18 protein-coding genes are annotated in these 14,439 nt (G+C 51.7%); 3 read left to right on the top strand and 15 right to left on the bottom strand.

Features of this window, described 5'->3' with window-relative positions; translation table 11 throughout:
* The first annotated feature begins 9 nt into the window (after positions 1-9).
* Positions 10-1,851 (top strand): ATP-binding protein, encoded by a 1,842-nt coding sequence (locus ACT6RZ_RS00995; protein WP_444700325.1) that lies wholly within the window; start codon positions 10-12, stop codon positions 1,849-1,851.
* Positions 1,848-3,362 (top strand): ATP-binding response regulator, encoded by a 1,515-nt coding sequence (locus ACT6RZ_RS00990; RefSeq protein WP_444700324.1) that lies wholly within the window; start codon positions 1,848-1,850, stop codon positions 3,360-3,362. The genes ACT6RZ_RS00995 and ACT6RZ_RS00990 overlap by 4 nt, the downstream gene beginning before the upstream one ends.
* 60 nt (positions 3,363-3,422) lie before the next feature.
* Here the strand turns inward: ACT6RZ_RS00990 and ACT6RZ_RS00985 are convergent, their stop codons facing one another.
* The 12 genes from ACT6RZ_RS00985 to ACT6RZ_RS00930 form a co-directional block, all read right to left on the bottom strand.
* Positions 3,423-4,058: a hypothetical protein gene (locus ACT6RZ_RS00985; RefSeq protein WP_444700323.1), complete on the bottom strand. Its 636-nt coding sequence runs from the start codon at positions 4,056-4,058 to the stop codon at positions 3,423-3,425.
* Between the two features lie 14 nt (positions 4,059-4,072).
* Positions 4,073-4,216 carry a hypothetical protein gene (locus ACT6RZ_RS00980; protein WP_444700322.1) on the bottom strand — a complete coding sequence of 48 codons (144 nt, stop codon included), beginning with the start codon at positions 4,214-4,216 and terminating at the stop codon, positions 4,073-4,075.
* Between the two features lie 352 nt (positions 4,217-4,568).
* Positions 4,569-5,123, bottom strand: a complete 555-nt coding sequence (gene pal, locus ACT6RZ_RS00975) for a peptidoglycan-associated lipoprotein Pal (protein WP_444700321.1) — start codon at positions 5,121-5,123, stop codon at positions 4,569-4,571.
* A 73-nt stretch (positions 5,124-5,196) separates the two neighbouring features.
* Positions 5,197-5,529, bottom strand: a complete 333-nt coding sequence (locus tag ACT6RZ_RS00970) for a hypothetical protein (protein WP_444700320.1) — start codon at positions 5,527-5,529, stop codon at positions 5,197-5,199.
* 55 nt (positions 5,530-5,584) lie between these two features.
* Positions 5,585-5,740 (bottom strand): DUF3309 family protein, encoded by a 156-nt coding sequence (locus tag ACT6RZ_RS00965; RefSeq protein WP_379034328.1) that lies wholly within the window; start codon positions 5,738-5,740, stop codon positions 5,585-5,587.
* A gap of 316 nt (positions 5,741-6,056) precedes the next feature.
* Positions 6,057-7,700 (bottom strand): hybrid sensor histidine kinase/response regulator, encoded by a 1,644-nt coding sequence (locus tag ACT6RZ_RS00960; RefSeq protein WP_444700319.1) that lies wholly within the window; start codon positions 7,698-7,700, stop codon positions 6,057-6,059.
* Positions 7,700-8,320 carry an MEDS domain-containing protein gene (locus ACT6RZ_RS00955; RefSeq protein ID WP_444700318.1) on the bottom strand — a complete coding sequence of 207 codons (621 nt, stop codon included), beginning with the start codon at positions 8,318-8,320 and terminating at the stop codon, positions 7,700-7,702. Before ACT6RZ_RS00955 ends, ACT6RZ_RS00960 begins: the two co-directional genes overlap by 1 nt.
* 204 nt (positions 8,321-8,524) lie before the next feature.
* Positions 8,525-8,944 carry a hypothetical protein gene (locus tag ACT6RZ_RS00950; protein WP_444700317.1) on the bottom strand — a complete coding sequence of 140 codons (420 nt, stop codon included), beginning with the start codon at positions 8,942-8,944 and terminating at the stop codon, positions 8,525-8,527.
* A gap of 59 nt (positions 8,945-9,003) precedes the next feature.
* Positions 9,004-9,714: an MBL fold metallo-hydrolase gene (locus ACT6RZ_RS00945; RefSeq protein WP_444700316.1), complete on the bottom strand. Its 711-nt coding sequence runs from the start codon at positions 9,712-9,714 to the stop codon at positions 9,004-9,006.
* Positions 9,715-9,867: 153 nt separating this feature from the next.
* On the bottom strand, positions 9,868-10,137 hold the full coding sequence (locus ACT6RZ_RS00940) for a hypothetical protein (protein WP_444700315.1): 270 nt from the start codon (positions 10,135-10,137) through the stop codon (positions 9,868-9,870).
* Between the two features lie 134 nt (positions 10,138-10,271).
* Entirely contained in the window at positions 10,272-10,646 is a 375-nt protein-coding gene (locus ACT6RZ_RS00935) for a hypothetical protein (protein ID WP_444700314.1), read from the bottom strand.
* A gap of 357 nt (positions 10,647-11,003) precedes the next feature.
* Positions 11,004-11,342 carry a hypothetical protein gene (locus ACT6RZ_RS00930; RefSeq protein WP_444700313.1) on the bottom strand — a complete coding sequence of 113 codons (339 nt, stop codon included), beginning with the start codon at positions 11,340-11,342 and terminating at the stop codon, positions 11,004-11,006.
* Between the two features lie 427 nt (positions 11,343-11,769).
* On the opposite strand from ACT6RZ_RS00930, the gene ACT6RZ_RS00925 reads away from it, so the two are divergent.
* On the top strand, positions 11,770-12,606 hold the full coding sequence (locus ACT6RZ_RS00925) for an EAL domain-containing protein (RefSeq protein ID WP_444700312.1): 837 nt from the start codon (positions 11,770-11,772) through the stop codon (positions 12,604-12,606).
* A 37-nt stretch (positions 12,607-12,643) separates the two neighbouring features.
* On the opposite strand, the gene ACT6RZ_RS00920 is transcribed toward ACT6RZ_RS00925, so the two are convergent.
* The 3 genes from ACT6RZ_RS00920 to ACT6RZ_RS00910 form a co-directional block, all read right to left on the bottom strand.
* Positions 12,644-13,165 carry a class IV adenylate cyclase gene (locus ACT6RZ_RS00920; RefSeq protein ID WP_444700311.1) on the bottom strand — a complete coding sequence of 174 codons (522 nt, stop codon included), beginning with the start codon at positions 13,163-13,165 and terminating at the stop codon, positions 12,644-12,646.
* Positions 13,166-13,312: 147 nt separating this feature from the next.
* Positions 13,313-13,789 (bottom strand): acyloxyacyl hydrolase, encoded by a 477-nt coding sequence (locus tag ACT6RZ_RS00915; RefSeq protein ID WP_444700310.1) that lies wholly within the window; start codon positions 13,787-13,789, stop codon positions 13,313-13,315.
* A 3-nt stretch (positions 13,790-13,792) separates the two neighbouring features.
* On the bottom strand, positions 13,793-14,212 hold the full coding sequence (locus ACT6RZ_RS00910) for a CBS domain-containing protein (RefSeq protein WP_444700309.1): 420 nt from the start codon (positions 14,210-14,212) through the stop codon (positions 13,793-13,795).
* Between the last annotated feature and the right edge of the window lie 227 nt (positions 14,213-14,439).

Here is a 14,439-nt window from a genome sequence, read left to right as displayed (position 1 = left end):
TAGGCTTATATGGCTATCAGATTTCTCGCCTTAAGTATCGAAAATGAATTTGATGTCCTGGCTGCCCGACAGCGCGCCAGAGATATCGCGGCTATTTGCGGCTTTGCCCTGCAAGACCAGGCACGCGTGTCTACCTCGGTTTCCGAGCTGGCAAGAAACGTCTATAACTACGCCGGCAAAGGCCGCATAGAATATTCGATAGAAGGCGCTACCGTGCCCCAGCTGTTGAAGATCGTGATCGAAGACAAAGGCCCGGGTATCCCGCATATCAAACAGGTGCTGTCTGGCGGCTATCAATCCCCTACCGGCATGGGGCTGGGGGTGATAGGTGCGAAAAGGTTGATGGACCGCTTTGACATCACCACTAACAGTGGCGGCACCACCATCACGCTGCACAAGTTCCTGCCGGCGACTGCGCCCTTGCTGACACCGGCCATGGTCGGCAGCTCGATCTCGGGGCTGTCAGAACTGGCACCGAATATCTCCTTGTCTGAAGTGCAGCATCAGAACCGCGAGTTATTGCGCACGCTGGATGAATTGAATGCCAGACAAAAAGAACTGCTTTCACTGACGCAAGAGCTGGAAGATACCAACCGTGGCGTGGTGGCGCTCTATGCCGAGCTGGATGAAAAAGCCAGTCATCTGCGCCGTGCCGACGAGCTGAAATCCCGCTTTCTCTCCAACATGAGCCATGAGTTCAGGACGCCGCTCAACTCTATACGCGCGCTGGCAAAACTGCTGCTGGACAGAATGGATGGCGAGCTCACCACAGAGCAGGAAGTCCAGGTGCAGTACATACTCAAAGGGGCTGTCTCTTTAAGCGACCTGGTAAATGACCTGCTCGATATCGCCAAGATAGAAGCCGGCAAGACCGAGATCAAACCGACCACTTTTTATGTCAGCGAAATGATCAGTGCCTTGAGAGGCATGCTGAAACCGTTGCTGGTATCAAACAAGCTGGCGCTAAATTTCACGCTGCCTGAAGAAGATATAGAGCTGTTTCAGGATGAGCCCAAGATCTCGCAGATCCTGCGTAACTTTATCTCCAACTCGCTTAAATTCACCGAGGTCGGCAGCATAGATGTCAGCGTCTCTATCGCCAATGATCAATGCGTGACCTTCTCGGTGAAAGATAGCGGCCTTGGCATCGCCCCGGAATACCTGGAGCTTATTTTCGAGGAATTCTCCCAGGTGGAGAACCGTTTGCAGAAAGGCGTCAAAGGCACCGGCCTGGGCCTGCCTCTGTGCAAGAACCTGGCCACCCTGCTCAAAGGCAAGGTCGCGGTTGAGAGCACTCTGGGCGAGGGCTCTACTTTTTCGGTGACAGTCCCCGCCTACTACAAAGTGATCAACCCGGTTGAAGAGGTGGTGCCGGCATTAACGGTTGCTGATGACCGCTTGCCGGTGATGATCATTGAAGACGAAGCCTACGAGCAGTTGCTGTATGAACGCTACCTGGCAGACAGCGAGTTCAGGGTGGTGCCTGCCCGCTCTTTACGCGAGGCCAATACCTTATGGGGCCAGGTGAGACCGGCGGCGGTGTTACTCGATATCCTGCTCAAAGGTGAGGATTCATGGCGCTGGTTAGCTGACCTGAAACAGGATGAGCAGCGTAATGCAGTGCCGGTGATCATTGCCTCCAGTGTAGAAGACGAACGTAAAGGCCTGGCCCTGGGTGCCGATGCCTACTTTCATAAACCCTTGCTCAAAGCCGACCTGCTGGCCAGCTTAAGGCAATTACTGGGCATGCAGCGCGATGATACGCCAGCGGCCTTGACCCGCGCGCTAGCCCCGGAAGCAGGCACGCTGGCTGAAGACAGCGCCACGCCCAGGCAAAAGGGGGCGCAATGATCAGTGATCACGCGCTCAGTGATTTTTTAATATTGAATGTGGATGACACCGACGCCACCCGCTATGCTAAATCCCGCATACTGGTCAAAGCCGGTTTCAGGGTGATAGAGGCCGCCAATGGTGCAGATGCGCTGGCCATGGCCAAAAGCGAACAGCCCAACCTTGTTTTGCTGGATACCCGCTTGCCGGATATCAACGGCTTTGAGGTGTGCAGGCGATTAAAATCTGAACCGGCGACTGACGCCATCGCCATCCTGCAGACCTCGGCCTCATTTATCACGCTGGTGGATAAGATCAACGGTATTGAATGCGGTGCGGATAATTACCTGTTTGAACCGATAGAGCCTGAAGAGCTGGTGGTGAATATCAAGGCCCTGCTCAGGTTGAGCCTGGCAGAGCAGGAGGTGCGCGAGAGAGACAAGCGCAAAGATATCTTCCTCGCCACGCTGGCACATGAGCTGCGCAACCCGCTGGGCCCGATCAGAAACTCCATCAAGCTGCTCAAGACCCTGAATACCAATCTCAGTGCCAAAGAGTTTGAGCTGCTGGATATCATCTCGCGCCAGACCGACCAGATGGTGAAACTGGTAGATGACCTGCTGGATGTTTCCAGGATCTCGCAGGGCAAGATATCGCTGGATATAGAGACCCTGAATGTAGGCGACTTTGTTGAGGCCGCCGCTGAAAGCAGCAGCAATCTGATCAACGACCGCGGCCATCAACTGAGCATCAACATCGTTGAGCAAGCATTGTGGGTGTCAGGCGATAAAGTGCGCCTGATACAGATCATCAGCAATCTGATCAATAATGCCGCCAAATTCACGCCTACGGGTGGCCACATCGCCATCAATGTGGTCAGGGAAGGCCACTGTGTGCTGATCCAGGTGTCGGATAACGGCATAGGCCTGGATGCAGATCACCTGCAGAATATTTTTGAGCTGTTTGTGCAGCATGCACATACCGAAGAACGCGCGCAGGAAGGCCTGGGCATAGGGCTGGCGCTGGTTAAAAACCTGACCGACCTGCACCATGGCGAGATCCGCGTCAGCAGCCCCGGCAAACATCAGGGCAGTACCTTCACCCTGGCATTGAAACTGGTGCAACAACCGCAAAACCAGGTGGCAGCAGAAGCAACGCCATCGTTGCCACGCGAAAATGCGCGCGTGCTGGTTGTGGATGATAATGAGGATGCTGCCAACACCCTGTCGGCGCTATTGCAATTGGCTGGCAATGAGGTGATGACCGCCCATTCCGGCAAACAGGGCCTGGCTGCGGCGCAAGAATTTCAACCCAGCATCATCTTCCTCGACATCGGCTTGCCGGATATGACAGGCTATGAAGTCGCGCAAGCGATACGCAAAATAGAGAGTATCAGTCTGTGCTACCTGATCGCCCTGACCGGCTATGGTACCGAGGCTGACCGGCAGATGGCCCTGGATGCGGGCTTTGATCTGCATCTGACCAAACCACTCGATTATGAAAAAATAGAATCTATCAATCTGGGGCTGTAACCAGGGTTCAGGATTGGCCAGCCTGCGCCTGCATTTAGCGCATGTAAGTGGTTAAGCAGCTTAAACCAGATTGGATATCACGATACGCTGCTGTTCTTTTGAAAACAGGGCGCCCTCACTGATCAGCGCGATAGAACCCCAATTGACAAAAGTAGCTAAAGCATTCGCCTGTTTAGGTGCAGCGTCGGCAGGCTGCATGGCCATTTCTAACACCCAGTCCCCGGCCACCTGCTGTGCTGACAGCGTCACTTGCGCCGCCTTTTCAGTGCTATCTATATAAGTGAGCAGGCAGGCTGCCAGCACATGCCTGAGCCTGCTTGCCTTAACCAGCGCCGGCGAGGTGATGGTGTTGTGAAACACGACGTTGCTGGTATAAATATCCATTTTCAGCAGGTCCAGGCACTCTTCTACTATGCTATTCAGGGGCTGCAGGTTTTGATCGTCTGGGTTCAGCCAGCTGAACAGATCCACTGTGGCGTTGGTCGCGGCACTCAATGAATCCTTGAGTTCCTTTAGCCGTTTTAACAGAAAGCCGGATTCGGTTTGCCCTGCCTGTATCTTTTTGTCCATCAGCTGCGATAACAGGGCGATGGGTTGCATGCGCCCGAGCATGCGGTGACGGAAACCGGGCGCCAGGCGCTTGATGATCTCAAAACGAAGTGCCACGGCGCTGGCAGGATCAGGAACGACAGTCATTGTGATCTCCCCCATCAGCTCAGCACTATGCCTATCATCAGGATAGTGGCGATAAATATGACGAACATCATCAACACTGACGCAGCCACGGCGCCTGCCGAAATAGCCATGGTGGTGATGGTGCTTATTTTTTGTTTGTTGAGATAACTTTTTGCCATGGCTTACCTGTGGTTTAACTTTCCCTACGAATTTGATTTGCTTAACTTTATTTTCAAAGCCATCATGCGGCAAACCTGCCACCTGGTGTAGTGCTTCCAGGCTGAGTTTGTTGTAAGAATCCACACACTAAGTGGTTGATTCATTTGATATTCACCGGGAGTCTCAGAAAAAAAATCCCACCGAAGTGGGAAAAAAGATTGGGGGTCTCAGGGAACAACAGAAGCGCTCTAAGCCAGACACTCCTGTTAACGACATAGTCTCAATTTGCATGACTTTTCAGTATAGTGAAAGCGCTGATTCCGCAGTAGGCGCTATCTGACACAGCCAGATAGCGCTGGCCACAGACCTTGCTTACTGGCCTGAATACACCACATCCACGCGGCGGTCATGCTGGAAGCAATCTTCCTCGGCACAATTCTGCTTGGAGCGTTCTTCACCGTAGCTCACTGTTTCTATCTGCTGGTCATTCACCCCCTCGATATTGAGTGCATTTTTCACTGCCACTGCACGCCGCTGGCCCAGGGCCAGATTGTATTCATGGCTGCCACGCTCATCGGTGTTGCCTTGTACCACCACTTTGGTTTGCGGATGTGCCGCCAGGTATTTAGCGTGATGCGTGATCAGGCCGCGGTATTCGTCGCGGATGGCATCGCTATCGTAATCAAAGAAGATCTGGCGTTTTGCCAGTTCAGCCGCACTCAGCTGATCTTTGCCGGAATCTACGTCCACGGTTTTAATGGTGATCTTGTTAGGTGCGGCAGGCGCATCAGCGTTGCTATTCTCCTGCGCGGCAGGGATGGGACGCGTCACGCTGGACCCTTCATTGACAGCAGGGTTCATGGGGGTGCTTTTACAAGCGGATAACAGCAAGGCCAGGGCAGCAATTTTCCACAAATGATTAGTCATGTTTTTTTCCTTGAAATATATGGTTATAAGATCAGCTTACACACCCGTATAGCCTTTCCCGGCCGCATAGCTACTAGGTCGGCTCGGGAAAAGAATTCATGAAGTCTGCGCTATATAAAGCGTCTGAAAAATGCGGTGCATCATTATTGTGTGACTGGGGCAGCTTGGTGCGCAATTGCTCGGTCGATGGCACCTGCCATGCGTTTGCAGACAGATCATTGCCGGTCAGACTGGTGGAAACCCAGGCTCGGTCGCTGGGAATGTTCCAGCTGGCGTCATTGGACAGGTAGGAAGAGATCAATAGAAACAGCGCTGCGGCGATGATGCCCACAGTCACACTGGCTAAAGAAATACCACTACCGACTTCGTTTGCATCATATTCACTAGAACCCTGGGCCTGACTCATGATAAAACCTCCTGCTCGACTTGCTGTTAAGCGACAGTGCTTCATCAGGCGGCAATTATGCCCCGCCAGTGAGCGCCAGAATAATCAAGATCAAAAGCACCAGGCCCAGGCCGCCACTTGGGTAATAGCCCCATTTAGCGCTATGTGGCCAGGTTGGCAAGGCTCCTATCAGAGCAAGAATTAACAGCACAATCAAAATGGTATGCAGCATGAACTTCTCCTAAAACCTTACCTACAAATGTTGAAGATAGAGTGATCAAGGTCATTGCTAGTGCTAGGCTGATCACTCAATGTCTGGAGGCTCAATCATGCAGGCTTTGCCGCAAACGCTGTATACCGTTTCAGCTGAATTTGACGTAGGAATCATCGGACAAGAAAACAACAAGCCCCGAGCTGTTCAGATCGGGGCTTGCGGGTGGGCGGCAGCCAGTACAGGCCTGGCTCAGTGGTGACTGGATAAAAGTTTTCCTACAATAGTCAGGCGCAGAACGAGCACCACCATTGCGGTATGACACCAGGCATTTGCACTATGTAAGCTGCTGATCCAGATTGGAGAGTGCAGCTTCCAATGCCTCTAGCGCGATCGGTTTGGTCAGGTGGATATCAAAACCTGCCTGCTGCGACATGGCGATATCCTTTTGCTGACCATAGCCGGTGAGCGCGATCATAAACGGCGCCTGGCGTGCGTTCTTTCTGATCAGGGTGGCCAGTTCATAGCCTGTCATCCCAGGCAATCCGATATCGAGGATCACGATATCGGGGTCAAACTCAGGCATTAGCACCAGCGCATCGTTAGGGTGGGTCGCGGTGGCAGTGACATAGCCTATCAGCTCCAGGTATTCAGCCAGGGTTTGCACGGCATCGACATTGTCATCGACCAGCAGTATCTTCTTCGGCGATACCGTGTGTACCGCTTTTTCGGCGATGACCGCCGTTGGGCCGGCATCGTGTGCCACAGGTAACAGCACCGAGAATTTGGCCCCATGGCCTTCTACACTTTCAACCTGCACCCGGCCCCTATGCAACTCGACCAGGCTTTTCACCACCGACAAGCCTATGCCCAGGCCGCCTTGCGACCTTTCCAGAGTTTGCCTGCCCTGCTCGAACATATTGAATATATTGGGCAGCAACTCGGCCGGAATGCCAGGCCCCTGATCCTGGATGGTGATCTCTATCATGTTGCCGCTGGGCATGGAGCTGACATAGATATGTCCGCCTTCGCTCATGAATTTGGCGGCATTATTCAACAGGTTGCTGAAGATCTGGATCAGGCGGTAAGCATCACCGCGCACAAAATGGGGATGTTCGGCAGACAGGCTCTTGCTGAAGTGATGGCGCTTTTCGTTAAGCAGCGGGGTACAGTTCTCTATGGCTCTGGCCAGCACATCATTCAGGTCCACCAGCTCATTTTTCAGCGTGGTTTTACCGGCGGTGATACGCGAGATATCCAGCAGGTCATCCACCAGCTGGGCCAGATGCTTGGCTTGTCTGTCTATGATATGCAGCTCGTTAGGCAGGTCGCCTTTGTTTTTGATTTTCAGGATATCCAGCGACATCATGATAGGCGCCAGCGGGTTTCTCAGCTCATGACCCAGTATGGCCATAAATTCATCTTTGGCGCGGTTGGCCCTTTCAGCTTCCTGCTGCGCCCTGGCGGTCAATATGCCGGTGCCTGCCAGCGTGATCGCCGCCCGGATAAATGCCAGATCCGTCAGTGTAGGGAAATCAGGTTTTTCAGAACCGAACCAGATGGTGCCGCCGGTGGGGCCGTAGCCCAGCCTGAGTTTGATCAGCTGTAGCTGCTCGCCTCGCAGTACCAGTGTGTAAGGCTTTGCCTCCTGCATGGGCAGATGTTTGAAATCGTTCAGGGTAGTCTGCCAGGCCGCCAGTTGCTCGCCTGATTCCAGCTGGCGATTCCACATCAGTGAGGCATAGCTTGAGTTTGGTTCTAACTGCACTTCTGAATAAATAAAGCGTATAGGCAGCGTGCGCTCTATCGCTTCAAACGTGAGCTTGAGGATAGCCTGGCCACTGCGCCCTACCCATAAGCCGGGTAGCGCGAGCAAGCCCATCATATTGCGCAAGGTATCAGATAACTGTGTAGGGATCACCTGCTCATCAGGTGTTGGTGAGTTGACCAATTTAAGGTAACTGACCTTTTTCTCATCCATTATGCGTATGGCGCACGGGCGTTCAACTCTTCCAGCATTTGCGAAGCCGGGGTGTAGAAAGGGTTTTCCTGCACCACGCCATTGACCAGCGTCAGCGGGTGCGTCCGCAACAAGTCCATCATCATGGAGCCCGACAGTTTGGCGATATCGTAAACACAGACCGCAGGTTGCTTGTTGACGATGAGGAACTCGTTCACTTCAGCCTCGTAAGAGAGTATGCCCCTGAAATCCATCTCTTCAAGAAATACCCAGTCCATATCGCCAACCACTCTCAGGCGCGGGAACCCGGCATCTATGGCCGCATTGCGCGCCTCGATCAGCCTGGTCAGCATATTGGTGCGCTCAAAGCCGTTGCCATCAAGATATGAGTTGTGCCAGGTCATGACTTCTAACTGGCCGGTTTTTTCCAGTTCTGGCACATTCATGCCATAGGAATTCAAACGGGATTTATGGTCTTGTTCATTGACAGGGTTGACCAGATGCAGTGTCTTTTCGCCTTGTCCGTGGGCTTCGGCATAAAACGGCAGCAATACGTCGTACTCATCAGCCTTGCTGTTAAAAAAAGCACAGACATGAAAGTGGTCTGTAAGGGGTGTACCCGCTAATGTAAAACTGCTCATGATGTGACCCCTGATGAAGTTCTGGGAATTTATGCTTTTTTTGATAAATTAGCAAGCCACATACGTGCAGGCACACGCCTAATAAGGTGTTGATACTAAATATAAAAGACGCCCCGAGGGCTGGGAGGAAAGGCTGCATAAACTGTACAACACAAAGCACCTTAGGCAAGCGCTCAGCGCTTGCATGTGTGTGCCGTTAAACAGTTATTCTGCCCTGGATTTCAGGTTTTGCAGTAAAGAGTATTTTTCTCTGTCTATCTCATCCTGCGTCCTGATGCCCATGCGCCGTAACACCGGCAACGGCGGACACCAGCCCTGCAGGCCGTGTTGCAGCAAGAATGGCAGCACCACTGCTGGCAAAGCCAACCATTTCCTGTTCACGGTCAAGCCCAGTAGCAAGCCGCTGAGCGCCAGGGTAGAAGCATTCACTTCCAGCACGCGCTCTACATCCCATTCTTTTTCCAGCGCCAGGATACGTTTTTTGACCTCCCACGCTGGTCTGGTGGAGTAATACTGGATATTGCGGTTGGTGACCAGGTCGATATGGATATTGATGTCTGCCGCGGTGGAGTTTCTGACGCGGTCAAACTGGTTGGTATTTCTCACTTGATAATTCACGTCCATGATCGATTCCTCCAATGTCTAACTTGAAATGTCTAGCCGGGCGTATAGACCAACCGGGTTTAAATCCCTGCCGCATGTCTGATATTCAGACCCAGCTTCATATTGGCCGGGATAGCTTTGTCTATCATTTTCGGCGGCGGCAGGTCCAGCGCATCCATCATGCTGATGAACTCGGCGCGGCTTTTGCCGGCTATTCGTTTATTGTTGCGTTTTTCATGGCCTATGGTTGAACTGGTGTTGCCATCATAGTCGTGACAGGGATACACCACTGTCTCATCAGGATAGCTGAACAGTCGCTGCGTGATACTGTCGTAAAGCGTGCCGGCATCGCCGTTCTGAAAATCGGTACGGCCGCAGCCATTGATCAACAGGCTGTCGCCGGTAAACAATCTGCCGTTCCAGAAATAGGACATGGCACCTGCAGTGTGCCCGGGGGTATGCAATGCCTGTATCACCTGCTGCCGGCCAAACGTCAGGGTCTGGCCGTCAGCCAGCTGGATCTCGGCCGCGGTGATCTTGCAATGCAACGGCGTGGCCGCCCTGGCACCAGTCAATGAGCATAGCGCACCCGCTGAAGTGATATGGTCGGCATGCGCATGTGTTTCCAGCACCAGCCTGAGTTTCAGATCCTGCTCGGCCAGCAGTGTCATATACAGGTTTAAATGCTGGTCTACCGGGTCTATGATGACCGCCTCTTTGCTGTCGGCATCGGTGAGTAAATAGGTGTAAGTGCTGGAGTCATCATCAAAAAACTGATAAAGGTCCTTCATTGTTCTTCCCCACATGTTTCCTGATAACCCTGCCCTGATAACCCTGCCTTAGATCAAGCGGGCTTTTGACTGCAGCCAGGTCTGGCGTTTTTTGATGCCTGTGTTAAACCTTGGACTGTATCAAAGCCTGCACTAAAACTCGCAGCCAGGCTGCTATTCAGCCTGTGACGCTGCAGTGACAGTCGCGGGAGCGAGCTGTTCGTTTGCAGTCAACTGCAGATCATTGATGTCAGTCCTGGACAAAAACGGCGATTCGCTGGCGACGTCATTGTCGAACAATGGGCCAAGCACGATATCTATGGCGATCAAACCGATCAGCATAGCTACCAGCACCGGCAATATTTTCAGTACTGACCAGGCGATGACATTGATGACAGAATTAACGGCATTGGCAAGCTCACTGATCACAGCTGGATATGACATGATGAAATCCTCCCGAATCGAACTGACTGCATGCGGTGCACTCGCTGGAGCGACCAGGCAGACTGGGTGCGCATTACCAGTTTGGACAGGTCTGTAATCAGACTAGTTCTGCACTGGTAATGCCGGTTTTAACTTTATTGCGTAGTGGCTGGCGGGGCCGCTTCATACTCGGTCGGCTGTACCGGGTTGCCTTTGCTGGTACCTGCTTTTTCATCTTTATTATTCAGCACTTTATTTTTCTTTCTTTTGAACTGCGGGTCAGCAGCGCCTTTGTCAGTGCGCTTGTTCTGCTCTTTCACTTGCGGAGTATCAGCATTGCCGAGGTTGCTTGCATCGTTAGGCACACCATTCTGGTGCACGTCAGTCGGGCCTTTATCGGTGTAGCGTTGCTGTCTTTCCACTTGCGGGGTATTCGAAGTGCCCAATTTGGCACCATCATCTTTGCTCTCAGCGGCATAGCCGGAAATAGAAACAGTAGAAACCAGTAATGCGATCAATAGTTTATTCATATGGATATCCTTATAAAAGTAAACATAAGCGACTTAAAGTCTGTTCTTTTAAGCTTGAGTCATTAGATAATGATTTCGCTGGCGCATCTATCAGTTGGCCGCCCATTCCCATGTAGGAAGTTGCTGACTTATGCTGACGCAGCCAACCGGCAAGTGAGGTCAAGCCCTGTCTGGAAAAGCTGAATAGCAAAACCTATGCAGAGTACGTGAAAGAACGTTCCAGCCCAAAACAAGCTGGCCCTTTAAAGCTGATCAGAAAGAATATTTGGCAGATTTTAAAACCGCCAGGCATGGGCCTTGAATGCGTGATGACGGGCACTATCACTTCTCATACGCAAGGCCGCTCTAAACCGCTACTTAGGGGTTGCGGATATCCCGGTCCGGCCGGTCTGGCTCAGGCAGATCAGCATCTGGTTGCGGATCTATATCTATTTCTAGATCTTCATCCACATCAATATCCTCATCAGGATCGATCTCATCGTCGTCGCCGGGCACATCATCAGGATCTATCACGGCCGGATTGATAATATCGGGGTCTATAGGGTCAGGGTTGCTGGGGTCGGGAAAAGTCACTTCCGCTTCTGCCGACTGGCCGGCCGACTCAGGGATCGCCGGGTCGATTGCATTGTCAAAGCCACCATTCGGCAAATCTGCGTCTACGTCCATTACATTATCGCCATGCTGATCTAAAGCCATTGCCATCTCCTTTGCTTGTGTCATGCCTGCGATCTATCATATTAAAATCGCTTATAAGCAGATTAAAAGCATTCCCCAGGCAAGGTTATCCGCAAATGGCTGATAGCCACGTAAGAATCCCGCTCAAACCTGCATCAGACTATGCCTGGCCGGCCATTTGTGAGACTAATCTGACAATAAAATCAGTCATCTGCCAGTACACCATTCAGCAGATAAAAATTACATTGGTATAAATTATAAATATTTGCGTGACCCTGCATTATTTGATGCCTGGATTTACAGGTACGGACCATGCAGTTTGGGTAATGACGCAAGCTGCGGTGATGACTTTACGCTTCCATATTTGTATCAAACCAGCAGCGCCTGTATGACCATGGCGCTGTCAGGCAATTATTTTTCGAATAACCTTATGCAAAAGGAATAACCGATGAGTATAGATAGCCGATCCACTGATGATTTAATCAGACCCAACCATGCCGACCAGGCACTGGTGACCAACGAATCCACATTGAGCAATGCCCTGGAAAACAACCAGTTTGCGCTGTTTTATCAGCCACAAATAGATCTACCTACTGGTGAAGTGGTGGGTTTTGAGGGCCTGCTACGCTGGCGGCACCCCGAGTATGGGGTCAAGCTGCCAGACTCCTTTATTGCTACCGCCGAACAGACCGGGCAGATCGCACAACTCACGCATCTGGTGATAGATACCGGTTTCAAATTCATAGAAAAACTGAACCCTGAGCTGTCTTTTTCCCTCAACATCTCATCGCAATGCATACGCGATAACCACCTGGTGGATACACTGGATAGCTGCTGCAATGCGTTTCATATAGACCCGCACCGGGTGGTGCTGGAATTCACCGAGAAAGCCGCACTGGAAAATCCCGTGCATGCTGAAGATATCCTGGGCCAGCTAAAAACCAATGGCTTCCGCCTGGGTATCGACGATTCAGGCACGGGTTATACCGATATGCCGGACTTGGGCAAAATGCATTTTTCCGAGCTCAAGATCGACAAATCGCTGGTGACAACGATGGAGACTTCATCCAAATCACGCAAATCCATCATCTCAACCATTGCACTGGCAGATAGCCTGGGCATAGCCACCATTGCCGAAGGCATAGAAAACAATCTGGAAGCGATAGGGCTGCGCGAGTTGGGATGTCAATTTGGCCAGGGCTATTATTTTGCCCGGCCCATGGATGAAGCCGATACTTTAAGATGGCTGGAAAACTGGAACAAGAGCTCCAGTTTTATGATCTGAGTCAGCCATGCTAAGGGTCAGGTGAGTGTGCTACTGGTTAGCGCTTGTTTTTACGCGCCAGCATATCCACATAGGAATCTTCTATCAGTTGTTGCGGCGAAACCCCTAGATCTGCCATCAGCAGCGTAGCTTCGGCGATCGCATTTTCTGGGCTCTCGTCTTCTTCAAGCACCACTTCCAGCTCTAAAAACTCGCCCAGGTCGTTCACCCGGTCCAGGTGTATACGTGTGCGACCGCACATGATCAGCGTGCGCTGTTTGATTACGCGGCCAATCACGCCCTGGCCTGCGCTCAATACAGCTCTTAGCGTATTCGGCTCACTGGTAGGCGTGACCAGGTAAAAGGACTCTTTGGGGCCTGACTGGTGGGCGCGCCTATAAAAGATCAGCTCGCCTTTGGCATGGTCGAACATGCGCAATTTCAAGCGGCCATTGTTGCACTGGAAAAAAGTATCGTCCTGGAAGATCTCTACCGGCGCTGAAGTCGCCTGTGCAAGTGCTTTGGGAAGGATAGAACTGATACTTTCTATATTTGCTTTTATTTCTATATTGCGTGCCACTTGTTGTTACCAGAGTTGTGATGAATAGGCTGCGAGTATAGCAAATACCATGGATATAAATATGTCAATCACTGACATTGCGCCGGACTGTATGGTCGCGACGCTGCCAGGCTTATTTTCAGGTGAGATACATTCAAGCCAGCCAGCTTAAAACCGGTAATGCCAGTACAGACTCACCACTTCTACACCCGGGTTATCGCTGTCCAGATTGGCATTAGACAAATGGCTGACTGCCAAACCCAGGCTGTTATTCGGGTTAAGATCTTTAGCCAGTTCGAGCTGGGTACGAAACTCTACCGGGTAGCCCAGGTCGAGGTCGCTGCTGCCCCGGCTATAATAACCCACACCTACACCAGGTTTCAGGTGCCAGCTATCGGCAAACTGCCAGTCATACAGCAGGCCACCGCCCAGCCACAGGCTGCCATCGGTCGTGGCTTGCACACCTAGCCACGGTTTGAGGTCATCCAGCCAGACAGAAGTATCGTATTCGTAATCGACGCGGAAATCGGTTGCAGAATGAGAGCCGTCTATATCATAGCTACCAATGGCAAAGCCCAGTGTATCGGCGTGAGCATTCACAGCGCCGGCCACAGCCAGCGCAAGTACAAGCGTGATTTTTTTCATTTTTTAGCATGCCATTGAAGTGTGTTGTTGTTTAACAGCGAAGATACCCTTGATCTTGTTGCTGATGGCCAGATCATCCAGCGAGAGTATGCCCACCAGGTGATAGCCGCGGTCCAGCACCAGCAACCTGCGCAATTGGTGCTCAGTCATAAAATTGATGGCATGTTCGGTAGACTGGTCAGAAAACACATACTTGGCTTCAAATGTCATGAACTGCGAGATGCTGTTTTCTTCAAGTGACAGGCCGTTGGCCAAAGCCTTGACTGCGATATCGCGCACGCTGAGTGTGCCTAGCAGGCGATTGTCTTCACAGATGGGCAGAACGTCATAATCATGTTGCTCCATGATCTGCGCTGCATATTTAAGGGACTCTCCTGGCGGGGCAATCAGAACATTGGTGGTCATTACCTGGTTGATGATCATGTGCAATCCCTTTATTCTTAAGCAATCATTGATGGGCATAAAGACGGCGACCCTTTATAGCCACCGTATCGCTGACAAACAGGCCGGGGAAGCTGTACCGCTTCCACCACTGGTTATCAACGCTTGTAGATTAATGAAATTGCATATCAGCGTTTATCAGAAAGGCGCTGCAAATGCTGTAGGATTTGTCGGACTCCGGGCTATCACCATGCAAAGCGGCAGGCATT

Source organism: Methylophilus sp. (genome assembly GCF_052437885.1).
Lineage (GTDB): Bacteria > Pseudomonadota > Gammaproteobacteria > Burkholderiales > Methylophilaceae > Methylophilus.
Note: the sequence above shows the minus strand (reverse complement) of the source record. Positions and strands in the feature narration are given on the sequence as shown.